The sequence below is a fragment of the Halomonas sp. G15 genome, assembly GCF_021282295.1.
In the GTDB taxonomy this organism is placed as follows: Bacteria; Pseudomonadota; Gammaproteobacteria; order Pseudomonadales; family Halomonadaceae; genus Halomonas; species Halomonas alimentaria.
In genome coordinates, this window is sequence record NZ_JAJSPA010000020.1 from 1 (window position 1) to 19,381 (window position 19,381).

The following is a 19,381-nucleotide window of genomic DNA, read 5'->3' on the forward strand; positions in this document are numbered from 1 at the left end:
GGCCAGCGCCCGCCGGCGCCTGGCCGGGCTCGATGCGCGGCTGATCGAGGCGGCCCACGAGCCCTTCGCGGCCAGGGCGCTGGTCTATGCCATCCTGATGGGAGTCGACCCGGCCAGCCGCAACGCCCAGCGAGAGGTGCTCGAGCGCCAGGCGCTGCCCGAGGTGCTGGCCGAGCTGGAGGCCCTGACCGAGCTGCTGGCGGGCCTGTCGCCCGGCGACCGGCTGCCGCTGATCGAGCTGGCGCTTCCCGCACTGCGTGCCTTGAGCCCCGCCCAGGGGGCACGCTTTCGTGCCTGCCTGGATGGGCTGATGGCCGCCGAGGAGGCGCCGGGTGCCCTGCAGTGGGCGCTTCACCGGCTGGTCAGGTCGGGGCTCGACGGTGAGCGCCGCGCCCACCGTGACCGGCGCCTGGCCGACCTGCCCGGTCCGCTCTCCCGCCTGCTCTCGACCCTGGCCGTGGCGGGGCAGCCCGAGCGGGATGCGGCACAGGCAGCGCTGGAGCGGATCGCCTCGGTGCTGGGCGTGTCGCTGGACCTGGTCGTCGAGCCGGCCACTCCCCGCGAGCTGGACTGGGCGCTGGAGCGCCTGGCGCGGCTGCGCAACGAGGAGCGGGCACCGCTGCTTGCCGCCATGGTCTGCTGCGTGGAACAGGATGGGCGGGTCGAGCCCCGGGAGGCCGAACTGCTGCGAGCGGTGGCCTGGACCCTGGGGGTCCCGCTGCCGCTGGGCGCACTCGATGAGGCATAAGTCGGCTTGCGAGGGATGGGCCGCTCTGCTGCAATGAGCCCTTTTCGTGACGGAGACGCTTGGATGATGACTACATTCTGGAAGCCGACCCTGCTGGCCACGCTGCTGGCCCTGGGGCTGGCCGGCTGCGGCAACGGCGATGAATCGGCCGGCGGTGGCGATGCGTCACAGTCGGCGGAACAGGTGCCGGAGGAGCAGGCGGCGGAGGAGCAGGCGCCGGCCGTCGCGGAGTCGGATGACTCGAGTGCGGATGGGCAGGCCGCGGAAGAGGCGCCTCCCGCCGATGTCGACTCCCTGGGAGAGTCCCCCGAGGACGCCCTGGAGGAAGAGGGCGCCCTGCCCGGCGAGGCCACTCGCGAGGATGTCGATGCCATCATCGAGGAGACCGAGCGGCGCTTCGAGGAGGCCCAGCAGCGCATCGACGAGCAGTTCGAGCAGGCCGAGCAGGAAACTTCGGTGCCCGAACCCATGGAGGGCGATGACTTCGAGAGCAGCATCGACATCGACTCTTCCCTCGGTGAGGATCCGCTGGCCGGTGAGGGTGCGGGCGAATCGGATATCGACGCCATCATCGAGGAGCAGGAGCGTCGCTTCGAGGAGGCCCAGCGTGAGCTGGAGCAGCAGTTCGAGGAGATGGAGCGGGAAGTGCCGGAATTCGAGGACTTCGACGTCGAACCCATGGAGGGGGATGCGACCGCCGATGAGGCCGTCGCAGAGTAACGCCCCGCCGGCCCGGGCCTCGCACGCCGAGGGTTCGTCTCAGGATGTCGTCACCAGAAGCAAGAAGGCCCACCGTCTGGTGGGCCTTGCTCGTTGGTTCGGCGGCGCCGTTCCGTCGAGTTGACGCTCAGTCGGCGGGCCGGATGTTGGAGGCCTGAAGGCCCTTCTTGCCCTGGGTCACCTCGAAGGTGACCTTCTGGCCATCCTGCAGGGACTTGAAGCCTTCAGCCTGAATCTCGGAGAAGTGCGCGAACAGGTCATCGCCGCCGTCGTCCGGGGAGATGAAGCCGTAGCCCTTGGTGTCGTTGAACCACTTGACAGTGCCAGTTGCCATTTGTCGATTTCCTTAACATACGGATGGTGTTGCCGGCGCCAGCGCGTCGATCGCGCCATTGCCGCGGTGCCTGGCAGGCGAGAAGGCAGCGTTCACTGCCCCCATTTTCGCCGACCAGTGCATCGATCGCGGTGCCTCGGCCAGACTTGCGCACGCTGCGTGTCGCAGGGAGACTATGCCGAGCCCGCAAGGTCACTCTAGTTGGAAAGCCCGGGGGCGTCCAGCGCGCCCGGGCGACTGTTTCCACCACCCTCGAGATCGCCATGACTGCAACCCCACTCGCCTCGCGTGACACCCACAGCATGCTGCTCGGCTACCTGCTGTGGCTGTTCGGCTTCCTCGGTGCCCACCGCTTCTACTACGGCAAGCCGGTGACCGGCACCATCTGGTTCTTTACCCTCGGCCTGCTGGGGATCGGCTGGCTGATCGACCTCTTCCTGATTCCGTCCATGGATCGCCAGGCGGACCTGCGCTTCACCTCGGGGCCGATCAACTACTCACTGGCCTGGCTGTTGCTGACTTTCCTCGGGGTGTTCGGCCTGCACCGCTTCTATCAGGGCAAGTGGTTGACCGGGATCCTCTATCTGCTGACCTTCGGTCTGCTGGGACTGGGCGTGCTCTACGATTTCTGGACCCTCAACGACCAGATCTCGATGCGCCACGCACGCCGCGCGGGATAGGGCAGCATGCTGGTCGATGCCCAGTTCTGGCCCTTCCTGGTGGCCATCACTCTGCTCTCGGTCACCCCGGGGGTCGATACCCTGCTGGTGATCCGCAACACCGCCCGGGGCGGGGTGCGAGATGGGGTGCTGACCAGCCTGGCGATCTGCTGCGGGCTCTTCGTGCATGCTGCCGTCTCGGCCCTGGGCATCTCGCTGATCCTGCTGCAGTCGGCCTGGGCCTTCGGGTTGCTCAAGCTGGCCGGCGCCGCCTACCTGATCTGGTTGGGGGTTCAGGCCCTGTTGGCGGCCCGCCGCGGCCGGGGCCTGCCGGTGGCCGGGGTGAGCAGCAAGCGTCGTGCGGTGCCCGCCTGGAAGCCCCTGCGCGAGGGGCTGCTCTCCAACGTGCTCAACCCCAAGACCGTGGTCTTCTACATGGCCTTCCTGCCGCAGTTCATCGCGCCCGGGGATCCGGCGCTGGCCAAGTCGCTGTTTCTGGCCGGGGTGCACTTCGTGATCGCCAATATCTGGCAGGTGGGGGTGGCGCTGATGGTGGGCGGGGCTGGGCGGCTGCTGGCCAGCCCCGCCTTCGCGCGCTGGCTCAACGGGCTGACCGGCGCGGTGCTGATTGCCTTCGGCGTCAGGCTGGCGCTCGAGCGCTCCCCCGGCTGACGCCGGGAGCTGGAAGAACGCCTGCTCCGCAGGCTTTAGCTTGAAGCTGGAAGAAAAACCTCGCCCCCAAAACGGCCAAGTCAAGCTGCCTTCCAGCTTCCAGCTTCCAGCTCAGTTCCTGGCCAGCAACGAGTCGTCGTAGCGCACTGTCTTCTCCGCGGGAGTGAGCATCGAGACCCCCTCGCTGTTGCCGCCGTTGGCCAGGCTCTCGAAGATCGCTCGATAGGTGAGCACCGCCTGCACGTAGTTGCGTGTCTCGCGGAAGGGGATGCTCTCCACGAAGAGGTCGAACTCCCGGGGGGCGCCCTCCGCGAGCCAGCGGTCCACCCGGCCGGGGCCGGCGTTGTAGGCCGCCGTGGCGGCCAGGCGGTTGCCGCTATAGCGCTCGAGCATGTCGCGAATATAGGTGCTGCCCAGGCGGATGTTGGTCTGCGGGTCGAGCACGCCGTAGGCGCCGGGGTCGGCGATGCCCAGCTGACGGGCCAGCTGGGTGGCGGTGCCGGGCATGACCTGCATCAGCCCGCGGGCGCCGGCCGGGGATACTGCCTCGGGGTTGTAGGCGCTCTCGCGACGGGCGATACCCATCAGCAGGTAGGGGTCGACCCCCGTCCTGCGGCCCCATTCCATGAAGTGCTCGCGATAGGCCTCGGGAAAGCGCCATTCGAGGGCGTCCCACAGCTGGCCGGCGATGGTGGTCTGCACCAGCTTGGCGTGCCACCCGCGGCGCTGGGCGTAGTCGCCCAGGGCGCGGGCATCCCGTGGACCGGCCCGCCGCACGGCCGCATACCACTCGCTGGCTGCCAGCCCCGGCTCGTCGATCCGCAGCAGGGCCTCGGTGCGCCTTACCACGGGCAAGCGGGACACCTGTTCGCGGTAGGCGGCGTCGAAGGTATTGCGCTCCATGTTGAGGGCGTAGGGACGGCCCAGCCTGTCGGCGGCAGAGAAACCGTAGAAGCTGCGTCCCGCGGCGGCGGCCGCATAGGCACGCCCGGCGCTGGCCTCGTCGCCGAGCTGTTCGTAGGCGCGCCCCAGCCAGTACTGCCAGCGTTCGTCGCGACGCGTCTCCTCCGGCATGCGCTGGACCCAGTCGATGACGCCTCGCCAGTCACGATCGGCCAGGGCGGTGCGTACCCGCAGCTCGAGCAGTTCAGGATCTGGCAGGTCGGGGAGAGCGGCGTCGACCCAGGCGCGATTGGCGTCTATCTCGCGCACCAGTGAATAGAAGATCAGATCGCGCTGGATCGCCTGGCGGTGCTCGACCGTGAGCTGCAGCCGCGGGGCGATCTGGCGCCAGGCCCTCAGTGCCTCCTCGGTATCGGCGCGCACATAGCCATGCATGGCGGCGACGAAGAACGGGCCGCTGCCGCGGCAGTCGGGGCCGAGGCACTCCGGAAGTCGGGTGATCGCGGAATAATCGCTTTGGACGCGGGCCACGGCGTCCTGGGCGGACTGCCAGCGGCTGCCCAGCTGGCGCCCCAGATAGCTCGCCAGGCCACTCTCGCCGGCCTGCCAGGCGAGCATCTGACGCTCCCAGACCTGCTGTTCGCCGATCTCGCCGCGGCTGCGCAGGGTGTCGAAGAGGCTGTCGCAGGCCTCGGGCTGGGAGCGGCCGACGCGCCACAGCTCGCGGCCTCCCTCGGCGGCCGTGGCGGGGTCGCGGCCGAGCAGGGCGGTGTAGTAGTGGCAGCGCCGGGCGGTGCCTTCAGGCTCCCCGTCGGCGACTTCCAGCAGGTAGGCGTGGCGTTCGGCCAGGCCATACTTGTCGATGGCCTGGCCGCGCATCCAGTCGGCGAGGGGGGAGTCGTCGTGGTCGGCGATGAATGCCAGTACCCGCTGCGGCTCGACATCCGGCAGGCGGTCACGCAGGCGGTGATATGCCACGTAGCCGGCCAGCTCATGGTCGCAAATGGCTGTCTCGTCGACCTTGTGCCAGTCGCCGGCCCGGGCCGCCTGCAGTGCCTCGCGCATGCTGCGGTCATCGGCCTGGGCCAGCAGTGGCAGGCAGGCCAGGGTGGCGGCGGCCAGGGCACGCCAGGAAACGGGGAAGCGCAGGGACATGGGAACCCTCCAGCGTCGATTCTCGTGCAAACCACCATCCTCGCCGATGGGGGAACTCGGGGATAGTGTCGCCCGCTCACGACAGCGCGTCGAGACTGTCGCCGCGACCGGGAATCGCCTATCGTGAAGTCCTGTTAGGCAGGAGTGGCAAGGAGGAGCCCATGGCAGGCAAGGGCGGCAAGCTGATGACGCGGCTGCGCGGGCGTTCCCGGGTGATCGGCCAGATCACCCGGGCCTTGCGGCTGTTTGTGCCGATGCTCGGCGACGTGCTGCGCGGGCGCTATCGCCCCGTGCCCTGGGCGGCGATCCTGTGGATGCTCGCCGCGCTGGTCTATCTGGTCTCTCCCCTGGACCTGATCCCCGACTTCCTGGTGCTGGTGGGTGTGCTCGATGACGCGGTGATCGTGGGCTGGCTGCTGACCCGGGTGGACGCCGCCCTTGGGCCCTATCGCGCCTGGCGCGAGGGCGGGGTGGACGCGAACGAGGACGATGCTTCCACGACCTGATACGATCGTTTGATCGACCAGCAAGGCGAGCCCGACCCGCATGACTTCCCCCACCGATGCCGACTGGCGGCGCGCCCTGAGCCGCTTCGTCAACGTGATCCCGCATACCCGTGAGCTGGGCCTCGAGGTGCTCGAGGCGTCGCCACGGCTGACCCGCATGCGCCTGCCTTGGCACGAGGACTTGCTGGGCGACAGCGCTCGCGGCCTGGTCCACGGCGGGGTGCTGACCATGCTGCTGGATACCGCCTGCGGCTCGGCGGTGCTGCCTGCGCTGCCGGCGCCGGAGGTGTGTCCGACCCTGGACCTGCGTGTCGACCACTTCCGTCCGGCGGTGGCCGGCCTCGACCTGCTGGTGGAGGCGCGCGCGCTGCGTGTCACCGCCTCGGTGGTGTTCACCGAGGGACGGGTCTGGCAGTCGGGGCAGGGTGACGTGGCCCGGGCCGTCGGCAACTTCGTGCGGCTGGGGCCGCGCAACACGCCGCCGGAGTTCGCTCAGGCGCTGTTTGCCGAGGAGGATGACCATGCCTGAGGGTATTCATGGTGTGGAGTGGCTGGCCAGGACCCGTGACGATCGCGATCTGGCGGCATGGCTCGAGCTGATGCCCTATGCGCGGCGCATCGGGGTATCGGCGCAACTGGAGCCGCAGGGCGAGGGGCTGCTGTTCCGCCTCGACCCCCAGTCGGGCAACGTCGGCAACGTGATGCTGCCGGCACTGCATGGCGGGGTGGTAGCGGCCTTCATGGAGACCGCGGCGACGCTCGACCTGATGCTGGCTTCCCGGGAGCCGCGCCTGCCGCGCATCGTCGATGTCTCCATCGACTACCTGCGTACCGCTCGCCTGGTGCCTACCTATGCCCGCTGTTCGCTGCTGCGCGAGGGGCGGCGCCTGGCCAATGTCACGGTCACCGCCTGGCAGAAGGATGCCGCCGCGCCGGTGGCCACCGCGCGGCTGCATTTCGTGCTGGGTGACCCCGCGAACCATCACGAATGACTCGCCTCGAGGCTTGAAAAGCGCCATCGCAACCCCATATCGACTGCCAGTTCCGAGTCGGTGGCCCGTCCACCGTCGTCATGTCGAAAGAAGGGGTTCACGCTACATGACTACCGCCACGCAACATGAAGAGACCCTCGGCTTCCAGACCGAGGTGAAGCAACTGCTGCACCTGATGATCCACTCCCTGTACTCCAACCGGGAGATCTTCCTGCGCGAGCTGATCTCCAACGCCGCCGACGCCTGCGACAAGCTGCGCTATGCGGCGCTGGACAACGATGCCCTCTATGAAGGCGACAGCGAGCTGCGTATCGAGATCGAGCACGATGCCGAGGCGGGCACCGTCACCGTGCGCGACAACGGCATCGGCATGAGCCGCGACGAGGTGATCTCCAACCTCGGCACCATCGCCCGCTCCGGTACCGCCGAGTTCCTCAAGCAGCTCTCCGGTGAGCAGCAGAAGGACGCCCGCCTGATCGGCCAGTTCGGCGTGGGCTTCTACTCCGGCTTCATCGTTGCCGACGAGGTCTCGGTGCGCACCCGCAAGGCGGGCAGCGACCACGCCGAGGGCGTCGAGTGGCGCTCGAAGGGCGAAGGGGAGTTCACCGTCGCCGACATCGAGCGCGAGGCCCACGGTACCGAGATCGTGCTGCACCTCAAGGCCGACGCCCAGGAGTTCGCCGACGACTTCCGCCTGCAGAGCCTGGTGCGCAAGTACTCCGACCATATCGAGGTGCCGGTGCGCATGCCGAAGGTCGAGGCCGCCCGCGACGAGGAGGGCAACGAGATCGAGGGTAGCGAGACCGTCACCTGGGAGACCGTCAACGAGGCCACCGCGCTCTGGGTGCGTCCCAAGAGCGAGATCACCGACGACGAGTACCAGGCCTTCTACAAGCACGTCGCCCACGACTTCAGCGATCCGCTGGCCTGGAGTCACAACAAGGTCGAGGGCAAGCTCGAGTACACCAGTCTGCTCTATGTGCCGGGCCGGGCACCCTTCGACCTCTACGAGCGCGACGGCGCCCGGGGCGTGAAGCTCTACGTGCAGCGCGTCTTCATCATGGACGACGCCGAGCAGTTCCTGCCGCTCTACCTGCGCTTCATCAAGGGCGTGCTGGACACCCGGGACCTGTCGCTCAACGTCTCCCGGGAGCTGCTGCAGCAGGATCCCCAGGTCGAGAAGATCAAGTCCGCGCTGACCAAGCGCGCGCTGGACATGCTCAAGAAGCTGGCCAAGGACAAGGAGGCCTACCAGACCTTCTGGAACACCTTCGGCAGCGTGCTCAAGGAGGGTCCGGCGGAGGACTTCGCCAACCGCGAGAAGATCGCCGGCCTGTTGCGCTTCTCCACCACGCATACCGACAGCGCCACCCAGGACCAGTCGCTGGCCGACTACATCGAGCGCATGCAGGAGGGGCAGCAGAAGATCTACTACATCGTCGCCGACGGCTTCAACGCGGCCAAGTCCAGCCCGCACCTGGAGATCTTCCGCAAGAAGGGCATCGAGGTGCTGCTGCTGCATGACCGCATCGACGAGTGGCTGATGAGCCACCTCACCGAGTTCGACGGCAAGAGCTTCGTCGACGTGGCCAAGGGTGAGCTCGACCTCGGCGAGATCGAGGGCGAGGAGGAGAAGAAGGCCCAGGAGGAGACCGCCAAGGCCAAGCAGGACCTGGTCAAGCGGGTCAAGGAAGCGTTGGGCGAGACCGTCCAGGAGGTCAAGGTGACCCATCGCCTCACCGACTCGCCGGCCTGCGTGGTGCTGCCCGAGCACGAGATGGGCTTCCAGATGCGCCGCCTCATGGAGGCCGCCGGCCAGCCACTGCCCGAGGTCAAGCCGATCCTCGAGCTCAACCCCGAGCATGCGCTGGTGGCTCGCCTCGAGGGCACCGAGGGCGAGGGCTTCGCCGACCTGGCCCATATCCTGCTCGACCAGGCGATCATCGCCGAGGGTGGCCATCTCGATGACCCGGCCGCCTACGTCAAGCGCCTCAACGCCATGTTGAGCGCCTGACCCCGCCAGCTTTACTCGCCCTTGCAGGCCGCCTTCGGGCGGCCTGCGCGCTTCTGTCACTTGCCTTTTTCCCGGTTTCCCGTCAGCGTCGGTTTATGCCTCTTTTTCAGAGTGATGACGTGGCATTGCACGAGCCTTCGACGGAGATTCGACGGTTGTGCAATGCGGCATTGTCAGGTATGAATAAAAAGACTGCCCTATGCATGATTTCAATAACCAACCGGGAGATCCAACGTGAAGATTGGTGCACCCAGGGAGCTCGCCAAGGGCGAGGCGCGCGTCGCGCTGACCCCTGACAGCGCGAAGTTCATCCAGAAGCTTGGACATGACTGCCTGATCGAGAGCGGTGCCGGCGTGGCCGCCGGCTTCGACGACCAGGCCTACCGTGACGCCGGCGTCAGCGTCGTCGACGGCGCCGAGGCGCTGTGGTCCGACGCCGAGGTGGTGATCAAGGTCCGCGAGCCCGAGGAGGCGGAAGTCAAGCACCTGCGCCAGGGCCAGACCCTGATCAGCTTCTTCTGGCCGGCCCAGAACGAGGAAATGCTCGAGAAGTGCCGTGCCCAGGGCGCCACCGTGGTGGCCATGGACATGGTGCCGCGCATCTCGCGTGCCCAGAAGATGGATGCCCTGTCATCCATGGCCAACATCGCCGGCTATCGCGCGGTGATCGAGGCGGGCAACAACTTCGGACGCTTCTTCACCGGCCAGGTGACCGCCGCCGGCAAGGTGCCGCCGGCCAAGGTGCTGGTGGTCGGCGCCGGCGTGGCGGGTCTCGCCGCCATCGGTACCGCCACCAGCCTGGGTGCCGTGGTGCGCGCCTTCGACGTGCGTCCCGAGGTGGCCGAGCAGATCGAATCCATGGGCGCCGAGTTCCTGTTCCTCGACTTCGAGGAGAGCCAGGACGGTGCCGAGACCGGCGGTTATGCGGCCCCCTCCAGCCCGGAGTTCCGCGAGAAGCAGATGGAGTGTTTCCGCGAGCAGGCCCCGGAGGTCGACATCGTCATCACCACGGCGCTGATCCCTGGCCGCCCCGCGCCCAAGCTGTGGCTCGAGGACATGGTCAAGGCCATGAAGCCGGGCTCGGTGATTATCGACCTGGCAGCCGAGAAGGGCGGCAACTGTGACCTCACGGTGCCCGACGAGAAGGTGGTGACCGACAACGGCGTGACGGTGGTCGGCTACACCGACTTCCCGTCGCGCATGGCGACCCAGTCGTCGCTGCTCTACTCCACCAACATTCGCCACATGCTCACCGACCTGACGCCGGAGAAGGATGGCCAGATCGTCCACGACATGGAGGACGACGTCATCCGTGGTGCCACGGTGACCCACGCCGGCGAGGTCACCTTCCCTCCGCCGCCGCCCAAGGTCAAGGCGATTGCCGCGGCCAAGCCCAAGCCCAAGGAGAAGGAGCCGACGCCCGAGGAGAAGAAGGCCGCCGAACTGGCTACCTTCAAGGCCCAGACCAAGCGCCAGGTGACCCTGCTCGGGGTGGGCGGCGCACTGATGCTGCTGCTCGGCCAGGTGGCCCCGGCCTCCTTCATGCAGCACTTCATCGTCTTCGCGCTGGCCTGCTTCGTCGGCTTCCAGGTGATCTGGGGCGTCAGCCACTCGCTGCATACGCCGCTGATGGCGGTGACCAATGCCATCTCCGGGATCATCATCCTGGGGGCGATACTGCAGATCGGTTCGGGCAGCGGGCTGGTAACGCTGATGGCGGCCATCTCGGTGCTGGTGGCGACCATCAATATCGTGGGCGGCTTCCTGGTGACACGCCGGATGCTGGCCATGTTCCAGAAATCGTGAACCGCGGAGACAACCCATGCTGAGTCAAGGATTCGTGTCTGCCGCGGCGATCGCGGCGAGTGTACTGTTCATCCTCTCCCTGGGGGGATTGAGCAATCAGGAGAAGGCCAAGCGGGCGGTGTGGTACGGCATCGTCGGCATGGCGGTGGCGGTGTTCTTTACCGCCTTTGGCCCGGGTATCGGCGCTTACGGCTGGATGATCCCGATGATGGTCATCGGCGCCGCTGTCGGCGTCTATGTGGCCAAGAAGGTCGACATGACCGAGATGCCGCAGTTGGTGGCGGCGTTGCACAGCTTCGTCGGCCTGGCCGCGGTGTTTGTCGGCTGGAGCGCCGACCTGGAGCGGCGGCGCGTACTGGCGGCCCGCGCCATCGAGGCGGGCACCGACCAGTTCTCGGCCTTCGCCGGCCTGGTGGCTACCAAGGCCCCGGACGAGCTGATGTTCCTGCAGATCGAGGTGGTGCTGGGCGTGTTCATCGGCGCGGTGACCTTTACCGGCTCGATCATCGCCTTCGGCAAGCTGGCCGGCAAGATCGACGGCAAGCCCCGCCAGCTGCCCGGCGGCCACATGCTCAATGCCGGCGCCGCGGTGCTCTCGCTGCTGCTGGCCATCCTCTATCTCAATGGTGCGGGCTTCTGGACCCTGCTGCTGATCGCCGCCCTGGCGTTCTTCATCGGCTATCACCTGATCATGGGCATCGGCGGCGCCGATATGCCGGTGGTGGTGTCGATGCTCAACAGCTATTCCGGCTGGGCCGCGGCGGCTATCGGCTTCACGCTCTCCAACGACCTGCTGATCGTCACCGGTGCCCTGGTGGGCTCCTCCGGTGCCATCCTGTCGTACATCATGTGCAAGGCGATGAACCGCAACTTCCTCAACGTCATCCTCGGTGGCTTCGGCGGCACCCAGGGGCCGGCGGCTGAGATCGAAGGCGAGCAGGTCGCCATCGACGCGGGCGGTGTGGCCAGCGCCCTCAACGATGCCGACAGCGTGATCATCGTGCCGGGTTACGGCATGGCGGTGGCCCAGGCGCAGAACGCGGTCAGCGAGCTGACCCGCAAGCTGCGCGCCGCGGGCAAGAACGTGCGTTTCGGTATCCATCCGGTGGCGGGACGCCTGCCCGGGCACATGAACGTGCTGCTGGCGGAGGCCAAGGTGCCCTACGACATCGTGCTGGAGATGGACGAGATCAACGATGACTTCTCCTCCACCGACGTGGTGATCGTCATCGGCTCCAACGACATCGTCAATCCGGCCGCCGAGGAGGATCCCAACAGCCCCATCGCCGGCATGCCGGTGCTGAAGGTGTGGGAGGCCAAGCAGGTGTTCGTCAGCAAACGCGGCCAGGGTACCGGCTACTCCGGTATCGAGAACCCGCTGTTCTTCAAGGAGAACACCCGGATGTTCTATGGTGACGCACGCAAGAGCATCGACGACCTGCTGCCGCTCGTCGACTGACGTTCTCGTCAATCTCGATCACGGTCCCGTCAGGGGCCGCACTCCGGGACGCCCGGGCCGGTCACGGTCCGGGCGTCTTTTTCGCTACAATCCCCACATTCATCCATCCATCTCCTGCGGGGTTCATCATGGCAGAGGAACGCATGCGGGTGGCGGTGCTGGGCGGTGGCAGCTTCGGCACTGCCCTGGCCAGCATCGCCGCCGACAACGGTGCCGAGGTGCGCCAGTGGCTGCGCGACCCGGCGCTGACCGAGCAGATCAACCGCGAGCACATCAACGGTCGCTACCTGCCTGACTATGCCATCAACCCGGCGGTGGTGGCCTCCACCGAGATGGCCGAGGTGCTGCCCGGTGCCGGCCTGGTGCTGGTGGCCATTCCCTCCAAGGCATTTGGCGATGTGGTGCGCCAGGCGCGCCCCCACCTGACCCCCGACCAGATACTCGTCAGCACCACCAAGGGTATCCAGGAGGAGGGTTTCAAGCTGATGAGCCAGATCCTCGAGGAGGAGACCGGCTTCCCGCACATCGGGGTGATCTCGGGGCCCAACCTCGCCTCCGAGGTGGCCGACAAGCAACTCACCGCCACGGTGATCGCCAGTGATGACCCCGAGACCCGTACCCGGGTGCAGACGGCACTCGGCTGTGACTACTTCCGGGTCTATGCCAGCAACGACCGTTTCGGTGTCGAGCTCGGCGGAGCGCTGAAGAACATCTACGCCATTGCCGCCGGCATGGCCGCGGCCCTGGGCATGGGCGAGAACACCCGCAGTATGCTGATGACCCGGGCGCTGGCCGAGATGAGCCGCTTCGCCGTCTCCCAGGGCGCCAATCCCATGACCTTCCTGGGGCTGGCCGGGGTGGGGGACCTGATCGTGACCTGCTCCTCGAGGCTCTCGCGCAACTACCGGGTCGGTTATGCCCTGGGCGAGGGCAAGTCCCTCGACGAGGCGGTGGAGGCCCTGGGTCAGGTGGCCGAGGGGGTCAACACCGTGCGCCTGGTGCGCGACAAGGCCCGCGCCGAGGGCATCTACATGCCGCTGGCCGAGGGGCTCTACCAGGTGTTGTTCAAGGGCGTGCCGGCCAAGGAGATGGCGAAGATGCTGATGCTGGGCGAGCAGAGCAGCGACGTGGAGTTCGTGCTGGCCCGGGAAGACGTGCAGCGCGCCCACCGCGAGCAGGATGTCGAGAAGGGCGGCGGGCATGGCTGAGCGGCTGCTGATCATGCGCCACGGCGAGGCGGGGCCCGGCCGTCCCGACGCCGGGCGCGAGCTCACCGATCGTGGCCAGCAGGAGGCCAGGCGCATGGCGGCCTGGCTGGCGACACGCGATGAGCTGGCGGGGTTGCGCCTGCTGGCGAGCCCCTATCGTCGTGCCCGGCAGACCGCCGCCATCGTTGGCGAGGCGCTTGAGGTCGAACCCGAGATGCTCTCGATCATCACGCCGGACGACTCGCCCCGGGCGGTGGCCGACTGGCTGCTCGAACAGTCGCCCGGCCGGCCGCTGCTGCTGGTCAGCCATATGCCGCTGGTGGGGGCGCTCGCCGGGCTGCTGGTGGAGGGGCGGGCGGATCGTGGCCCCGGTTTCCCTACCGCTGGGGTGGCGGAACTCGAGGCCGAGGTGTGGGCGGCGGGCTGCGCCCGCCTGGCGCGCTTTATGACCCCGGCCGATCTGGGCTGAGCCGGGCCTTGCAATACGCGAGGGGCGCTGGGGGCAAGCCGAAGAGGAGGTCCTACGCCAGGGATGGCGTCGGTAGCGCCCAGGGAGGGGTTCACAGCGCCTCCTCGCAGGCTTGCCGCCAGACCAGCCCCGGGAGCTAAGAACCGCCGCCGCTAGATCAGCCCGGCCATCTGCAGGCCGAAGGCGCCCAGGGTGATGGTGACGCTGGCCATCAGGGTGGTCAGGGCGATGATATTGGCGGTGAGCACGGCATTGCCGCCCATGGCCCTGGCCATCACGAAGGCCGCCGCCGCGGTAGGACTGGCGAAGAACAGGAACATCACGCCCAGCTCGCGCCCCTCGAAGCCGGCCAGCCAGGCCGCGCCGGTGGCCAGTATCGGAATCACCACCATCTTCATCAGGCTGGCGCTGAGCGCCACCGCGCCGGACGCCTGCAGGGCGCCGAAGGAGAGGGTGGCGCCGATGCAGATCAGCGCCAGCGGCAGGGTCAGGGAGGCGAAGTACTCGCCCGAGGTCAGCAGCCAGCCGGGTAGCGGTGGTGCGAGCAGGGCCACCGGCAGCGCCGCCACCACGGCGAGGATCAGCGGATTGCGCACGATATGCGCGAGGATGTCGCGCCAGTCGACCCGGGCCTCGTCGCGGTAGGTGGCCAGGGCCACCACCGAGAAGGCGTTGTAGGTGAGGATCACCACGCCGAGCAGCAGGCCACCGGCGGAGAGGCCGTAGTCGCCATACATGCTGGCCGCCAGTGCCAGGCCGACGATGCCGCAGTTGCCGCGGAAGGCGCCCTGGATGTAGCTGCCGCGGTCGGCCCGGGCCACGCGCAGCGCCGCCCAGCCCCACACCGCCAGGAAGCTGCCCAGGGTGGCCAGGGCGAAGACGCCAAGCAGCCGCGGGTTGAGGGTCGCCTCGAGGTCGGCACGGATGATGCTCAGGAAGATCAGCGTCGGCAGGGTGGCCTTGAACACCAGCTGGGAGGCGGTGGTGACGAAGGCCGCATCGATCCAGCGGGCGCGCTTGAGTCCCAGGCCAATGAAGACCATGGCGAAGACCGGCAGGGTGATCTCCAGGGTCGCCTGGAAGATCGCCAGGGCCTCCATCAGCGCACCAGCCAGAAGCCGACCACCACGGCGGCGAGGACGGTGGCGAAGAAGAGTCGATTGCGGATCCGGGTATCGCGGGGCTTGCGGGCGGTCACGGGGGCTCCTGGTTGCGGGGGACGGCTTGGCTAAACATGGTAATCCCGTTAGCCTGCTACCACCAGGCGCCCTACCCGCGCCGCGCTTCTCCCCGGATCAGGAAACGCCGATGACGCCCGCCGAGACCGACCGCTCCACGCTGCTGTTCGCCCACGCCAATGGTTTCCCCGGGGTCTGCTATCGCAGCTTCCTGGCGCCGCTGGGCGAGCGTTTCGTGCTCCATCCGCTGGATCGGCTCGGCCACCACCCCGATTTCCCGGTGGGCCACAACTGGCTGGCGCTGCGCGACGAGCTGCTCCACGCCCTGGAGGATCTCGATACACCGGTGATCGGCGTGGGCCACTCCATGGGCGGCGTGCTGATGGCCATGGCCGCCGAGGCGGCGCCGGCACATTTCCGCTGCGTGGTGATGCTCGACCCGCCGCTGATGCTGGGCATGGATGCCTGGGGGATGAAGGTCGCCAAGCAACTGGGCCTGGCGGATCGCGTCACCCCCGCCGGCAAGAGCCTGGGGCGGCGCACCACCTGGCCGGATCGCCAGGCGATGCGCCACTACCTGCGCCGGCGCGGGCTGTTTCGCCGCTTCACCGAGCAGGCCATGGACGACTACGTCGAGGGCGGCACCCGGCTGCTCGACGACGGTCAGGCGGTGCTGGTCTATGACCCGGATATCGAGGTGGAGATCTTCCGCCACCTGCCGGATCACCTGGGAGACCTGCCGCGCCGGCTGCGGGTGCCCCACGCGGTACTGGCCGGCGAGGATTCCGACCTGCTGACGCCGCGTCGCTGTCGCCGCCTGCGACGCCACGGGGTGCCGGTGCACCCGGTGCCCGGTACCCACATGTTTCCCATGGAGCATCCCGACGAGGCGCGGCAGGGCCTGCTGGCCGTGCTGGATGAGCTGCTCGGGGAGGCAGCATGAGCGCGCCACAGGCCCTGCGTCTGGCTGGAGGGCGCCTGGCGGGGCTGGCCTGGGGGGAGGTGGGCGCCCCGCCGTGGCTGGCGCTGCACGGCTGGCTGGACAATGCCGCCAGTTTCTCGCGCCTGGCGCCGCTGCTGGCCGAGCGGCTGGGCGTGCGGGTGGTGGCCATCGATTTCGCCGGCCATGGCCAGTCGCACCACTCGCCCGGCGACTATGCCATCTGGGACTACTGCGATGACGTGCTCGACGCCGCCGATGAGCTGGGACTCGAAACGGTCACCCTGCTGGCCCACTCCATGGGGGCCGGGGTCGCCTGCCTGACCGCCGCGGCCCTTCCCGAGCGGGTGGCGCGGCTGGCGCTGATCGATGGCCTGGGCTCGGTGACCACGCCTGCCGGCGAGGCCCCCCGGCAGCTGCGCCGGGGGCTGTTGGGCCATCGCCGCCCGCCCTCCGGCGGGGCGAGCTATGCTGATCAGGAGGAGGCCGTGGCGGCGCGAGTCAAGGGGGGAGCGACCCCGGTGGATGCCGGCACGATCCGCCCGGTGGTGGCTCGTAACCTGGGGGCGCTTCCGGACGGGCGCCTGGGCTGGCGTACCGACCCCCACCTGGTGCGCCCCTCGCCGGTGCGCTTGACGCCCGAACAGGTGGTGGCCTGCCTGGCAGAAATCGAATGCGCGGTGCTGCTGGTTGAAGGCGAGACGGGCATCCTCGGCGAGAAGGAGGCGGCACGGGTAGCGCGCAGTGCGCTATCGGGGCTCGAGCGCCGGGTGCTGCCGGGCGGCCACCATCTGCATCTGGAGCCCGACGCGGTGGCGGCAGTGGCCGACGCCATCGGCGCCTGGGCGTCACGCGACGCCGGACGGTCAGAGAAGCGAGGAGAAGCAGGCGAATGAGCGACAGGACGGCAGCCTTCGCCGCGGGCAAGCGAGTGGCACTGGTGCTGGGCAGCGGCGGGGCGCGCGGCTATGCCCATATCGGCGTGATCGAGGAGATCGAGCGACGCGGCTACCAGGTCGTGGCGGTCTCGGGCTGCTCCATGGGGGCCCTGATCGGGGGGGTCTATGCCGCCGGCCAGCTGCCGGCCTATCGCGACTGGGTGTGTCGACTCGACTACTTCGACGTGCTGCGCCTGGTGGATGTGACCTGGAGCCCCATGGGCGCCATGAAGGCCAACAAGGTGATGGGCAAGCTGGAGACCCTGGTGGGAGACGCGCGCATCGAGGATCTGGCGATTCCGGTGACCACCGTGGCCACCGACATGACCCGCCAGCGTGAGGTATGGTTCCAGAGCGGTTCGCTGCTCGAGGCGATCCGCGCCTCCATCGCCGTGCCCGGGGTGATCACCCCGGTGCACCGCGGCCAGCAGGTGCTGGTCGACGGGGGGCTGCTCAACCCGCTGCCGATCATTCCCTCCGTCTCCGCCGATGCCGACCTGGTGATGGCGGTCAATGTCACCGCCCATAGTCCGCATCCGGTGACCCTGGAAGAGCTGCTGCCTCCCGAGGCAGCCCGTCTGGAGCGTGAGCGCGAGGCCGCTCGCGAAGCCTCGGGCAACGAGTTCACCGCCTGGATCGCGGAGGTGAAGAGCGCCGCCAGCCGCTGGTTCGATGGCCTTGGCGGCGTCGGCGGCAGTGCCGAAGGGGAGTCGGACGAGACGAGTGAAGTGAGCAGCCGTCGTCGTGAGTGGGGGCGCCTGGACATGGTACTCGCCTCCTTCGATATCACCCAGGCGGCGCTGGCCAAGTACAAGGTGGCGGGCTATCCACCGGACGTGCTGATCGAGGTGCCCAAGACGGTGTGTGGTGCCTACGAGTTCCATCGCGCCGAGGCGTTGATCACCCTGGGTCGCCAGCTGGCGGTGGAGGCGCTGGATCGCTACGAGGGGCGCAACCATCCGGGGTGGGGTGGGCGAGGTATCATCGTCGGCCCCAGCCTGCCGGGCGACACGTTGCCGGGGGAGTAGGCGAGTCTCAGCGCTCGCCACGGCGGCGCAGCAGCACGTAGACGGCGCCGGTACCGCCCTCGGCCTCCACGGCCGAGCAGAAGGCCAGCACACCGGGCCACTCGCGCAGCCAGGCGTTGACGTGGCTCTTGAGTACCGGGTAGTTGCCATCCACGCCCCAGGCCTTGCCATGCACCACCAGCAGGCAGCGGCGCCGCTCTGCGGCGGCATCGCGCAGGAAGCCCTCCAACTCCTCGCGCGCCTCCTCCAGGGTGTAGCCGTGCAGGTCGAGCCCCGCCTCCCAGGCCATCTCGCCGCGCTTGAGACGGCTGCGGGTACGCCACGGCAGGTCGGGCAGGGCGAAGTCGAGGTACTCCGAGGGGCGTACCGCCTCCACGCGGCCGTCGGAGGTGCGTCCCCTGGCGCTGTCGTCGCCCGCCGCCTGGGCAGCGGCGCGAGGACCCGTCTGCCGCGGGCGGCCCGGATCGGCGCGGTTGCGCTTGATCTGCCTTACCCCGGCCTGGTGCAGGGCCTGGCGGAAGGCGCTGATCTCGTCGTCGTCCGGGCGGTGGCGATTTTTGCTCATGGGGCAGGGCTCATGGGGCGCTGTCGGTTGGCGTGGGGGAGGCCAGTATACCCGGCGTGGCGTGGCTGTGAACCGGCGGGGCGGGTTACAATCAATCCCCCTTTCTCTCGACCCTCAGGTGCTCCCTTGGCCGATCAGCACGACCTGCGCCCGACCTCAACGCTTACCCTTGCCGACGAGCAGCTCGCCGCGGAGCTCGTCACCCTCCGCGACTACCTGCGCTGGGCGGCCAGCGAGTTTCACCTTGCCGGCCTGTTTCACGGGCATGGCAGCGACTCGCCCTGGGATGAAGCGGTGGCCCTGACCCTGGGCGCGCTGCACCTGCCCTGGAACGTCGATCCCGCGGTGCTCGACGCCCGCCTGCTGCCCATGGAGCGCAGCCGCATCGTTGCCCTGGTGCGGGAGCGCATCACCGGTCGGCGTCCGCTGCCCTACCTGCTCGGCGAGGCGTGGTTCGCCGGCTTGCCCTTCGATGTCGACGAGCGGGTGCTGATCCCGCGCTCGCCCATCGCCGAGCTGGTGGAAACAGGCTTCGCCGCCTGGTTTCCCGAGGAGCCGCCGGAGGGGGTGCTCGACCTGTGTGCCGGCTCCGGCTGCATCGGCATCGCCACGGCGCTGCACCTGCCCACCTGCGCGGTGGATCTCGCGGATATCAGCCAGGAGGCGCTGGCGGTGGCCCGCCAGAACATCAGCCGCCACGATGTCGGAGCGCGGGTGCGCGCGGTGCAATCGGACCTCTTCGAGGCGCTGCCGGGCCGCTATGATCTGATCGTCTCCAACCCGCCCTATGTGGATGCCCGCGACCTGGCCACCATGCCCGCGGAGTTCCGCCACGAGCCTGCCCTGGCGCTGGGCGCCGGCGAGGATGGCCTGGATATCGTGCGGCGCATCCTGCGCGAGGCGCGCGATCACCTGACCGACCGCGGCGTACTGGTCGTCGAGGTGGGCAACTCCGATCACCACCTGGAGGCCGCCTTCCCGGAGGTACCCTTCCTGTGGCTCGACTTCGAGCGCGGCGGCCAGGGGGTGTTCGCCCTCACCGCCGATGAACTCGACGCCCATGCGGCGTCCTTCGCCTGATTCACCG

19 protein-coding genes and 1 pseudogene are annotated in these 19,381 nt (G+C 68.5%); 16 read left to right on the plus strand and 4 right to left on the minus strand.

Annotated elements, in window-relative coordinates; genetic code table 11:
- Together LWH48_RS10755 and LWH48_RS10760 are read left to right on the plus strand one after the other, a co-directional pair.
- Positions 1-748: pseudogene (locus LWH48_RS10755) on the plus strand (M48 family metallopeptidase); the annotation flags it as partial.
- Between the two features lie 63 nt (positions 749-811).
- Positions 812-1,468, plus strand: coding sequence for a hypothetical protein (locus LWH48_RS10760; protein ID WP_232912561.1), 657 nt, complete (start codon positions 812-814; stop codon positions 1,466-1,468).
- Positions 1,469-1,595: 127 nt separating this feature from the next.
- Here LWH48_RS10760 and LWH48_RS10765 read toward each other — a convergent pair whose 3' ends face one another.
- Positions 1,596-1,802, minus strand: a complete 207-nt coding sequence (locus tag LWH48_RS10765; RefSeq protein WP_023005630.1) for a cold-shock protein — start codon at positions 1,800-1,802, stop codon at positions 1,596-1,598.
- Between the two features lie 263 nt (positions 1,803-2,065).
- Here LWH48_RS10765 and LWH48_RS10770 point away from each other — a divergent pair, with 263 nt between their 5' ends.
- Together LWH48_RS10770 and LWH48_RS10775 are read left to right on the plus strand one after the other, a co-directional pair.
- A complete protein-coding gene (locus LWH48_RS10770; RefSeq protein ID WP_161431482.1) occupies positions 2,066-2,482 on the plus strand; it encodes an NINE protein in 417 nt (138 codons plus the stop codon).
- Between the two features lie 6 nt (positions 2,483-2,488).
- Positions 2,489-3,133 (plus strand): LysE family translocator, encoded by a 645-nt coding sequence (locus LWH48_RS10775; RefSeq protein WP_232912562.1) that lies wholly within the window; start codon positions 2,489-2,491, stop codon positions 3,131-3,133.
- 111 nt (positions 3,134-3,244) lie between these two features.
- On the opposite strand, the gene LWH48_RS10780 is transcribed toward LWH48_RS10775, so the two are convergent.
- Positions 3,245-5,191, minus strand: coding sequence for a transglycosylase SLT domain-containing protein (locus LWH48_RS10780; protein ID WP_232912563.1), 1,947 nt, complete (start codon positions 5,189-5,191; stop codon positions 3,245-3,247).
- 161 nt (positions 5,192-5,352) lie between these two features.
- On the opposite strand from LWH48_RS10780, the gene LWH48_RS10785 reads away from it, so the two are divergent.
- The 8 genes from LWH48_RS10785 to sixA all read left to right on the plus strand — a co-directional run bounded on the left by LWH48_RS10785 (position 5,353) and on the right by sixA (position 13,645).
- Positions 5,353-5,697, plus strand: coding sequence for a YkvA family protein (locus tag LWH48_RS10785; RefSeq protein ID WP_232912564.1), 345 nt, complete (start codon positions 5,353-5,355; stop codon positions 5,695-5,697).
- A gap of 40 nt (positions 5,698-5,737) precedes the next feature.
- The gene (locus tag LWH48_RS10790; protein ID WP_232912565.1) at positions 5,738-6,226 is read left to right on the plus strand and encodes a PaaI family thioesterase; all 489 of its coding nucleotides are present in this window, start codon (positions 5,738-5,740) and stop codon (positions 6,224-6,226) included.
- Positions 6,219-6,689 (plus strand): PaaI family thioesterase, encoded by a 471-nt coding sequence (locus tag LWH48_RS10795; protein WP_232912566.1) that lies wholly within the window; start codon positions 6,219-6,221, stop codon positions 6,687-6,689. Before LWH48_RS10790 ends, LWH48_RS10795 begins: the two co-directional genes overlap by 8 nt.
- A 106-nt stretch (positions 6,690-6,795) precedes the next feature.
- A complete protein-coding gene (gene htpG / locus LWH48_RS10800; protein ID WP_232912567.1) occupies positions 6,796-8,703 on the plus strand; it encodes a molecular chaperone HtpG in 1,908 nt (635 codons plus the stop codon).
- Positions 8,704-8,937: 234 nt separating this feature from the next.
- Complete coding sequence (locus tag LWH48_RS10805) at positions 8,938-10,509, plus strand: Re/Si-specific NAD(P)(+) transhydrogenase subunit alpha (protein WP_232912568.1); 1,572 nt, start codon at positions 8,938-8,940, stop codon at positions 10,507-10,509.
- 16 nt (positions 10,510-10,525) lie between these two features.
- Positions 10,526-11,968 carry an NAD(P)(+) transhydrogenase (Re/Si-specific) subunit beta gene (locus tag LWH48_RS10810; protein ID WP_232912569.1) on the plus strand — a complete coding sequence of 481 codons (1,443 nt, stop codon included), beginning with the start codon at positions 10,526-10,528 and terminating at the stop codon, positions 11,966-11,968.
- Positions 11,969-12,096: 128 nt separating this feature from the next.
- A complete protein-coding gene (locus LWH48_RS10815; protein ID WP_232912570.1) occupies positions 12,097-13,176 on the plus strand; it encodes an NAD(P)H-dependent glycerol-3-phosphate dehydrogenase in 1,080 nt (359 codons plus the stop codon).
- A complete protein-coding gene (sixA, locus tag LWH48_RS10820; RefSeq protein ID WP_232912571.1) occupies positions 13,169-13,645 on the plus strand; it encodes a phosphohistidine phosphatase SixA in 477 nt (158 codons plus the stop codon). Before LWH48_RS10815 ends, sixA begins: the two co-directional genes overlap by 8 nt.
- Positions 13,646-13,797: 152 nt before the next feature.
- On the opposite strand, the gene LWH48_RS10825 is transcribed toward sixA, so the two are convergent.
- Entirely contained in the window at positions 13,798-14,745 is a 948-nt protein-coding gene (locus tag LWH48_RS10825) for an AEC family transporter (protein WP_161431493.1), read from the minus strand.
- Positions 14,746-14,953: 208 nt separating this feature from the next.
- Between LWH48_RS10825 and LWH48_RS10830 the strand changes: the two genes are divergently transcribed.
- From LWH48_RS10830 to LWH48_RS10840, 3 genes are read left to right on the plus strand one after another with little or no spacing between them, the layout of a single operon-like run.
- Positions 14,954-15,766, plus strand: coding sequence for an alpha/beta fold hydrolase (locus LWH48_RS10830; RefSeq protein WP_232912572.1), 813 nt, complete (start codon positions 14,954-14,956; stop codon positions 15,764-15,766).
- The gene (locus tag LWH48_RS10835; RefSeq protein ID WP_232912573.1) at positions 15,763-16,659 is read left to right on the plus strand and encodes an alpha/beta fold hydrolase; all 897 of its coding nucleotides are present in this window, start codon (positions 15,763-15,765) and stop codon (positions 16,657-16,659) included. The genes LWH48_RS10830 and LWH48_RS10835 overlap by 4 nt, the downstream gene beginning before the upstream one ends.
- Positions 16,656-17,729 carry a patatin-like phospholipase family protein gene (locus LWH48_RS10840; RefSeq protein WP_161431496.1) on the plus strand — a complete coding sequence of 358 codons (1,074 nt, stop codon included), beginning with the start codon at positions 16,656-16,658 and terminating at the stop codon, positions 17,727-17,729. Before LWH48_RS10835 ends, LWH48_RS10840 begins: the two co-directional genes overlap by 4 nt.
- 7 nt (positions 17,730-17,736) lie before the next feature.
- Here the strand turns inward: LWH48_RS10840 and LWH48_RS10845 are convergent, their stop codons facing one another.
- Positions 17,737-18,294: a Smr/MutS family protein gene (locus LWH48_RS10845; protein WP_232912574.1), complete on the minus strand. Its 558-nt coding sequence runs from the start codon at positions 18,292-18,294 to the stop codon at positions 17,737-17,739.
- Positions 18,295-18,420: 126 nt separating this feature from the next.
- Between LWH48_RS10845 and prmB the strand changes: the two genes are divergently transcribed.
- Positions 18,421-19,374 (plus strand): 50S ribosomal protein L3 N(5)-glutamine methyltransferase, encoded by a 954-nt coding sequence (gene prmB / locus LWH48_RS10850; protein WP_232912575.1) that lies wholly within the window; start codon positions 18,421-18,423, stop codon positions 19,372-19,374.
- Positions 19,375-19,381: the final 7 nt, after the last annotated feature.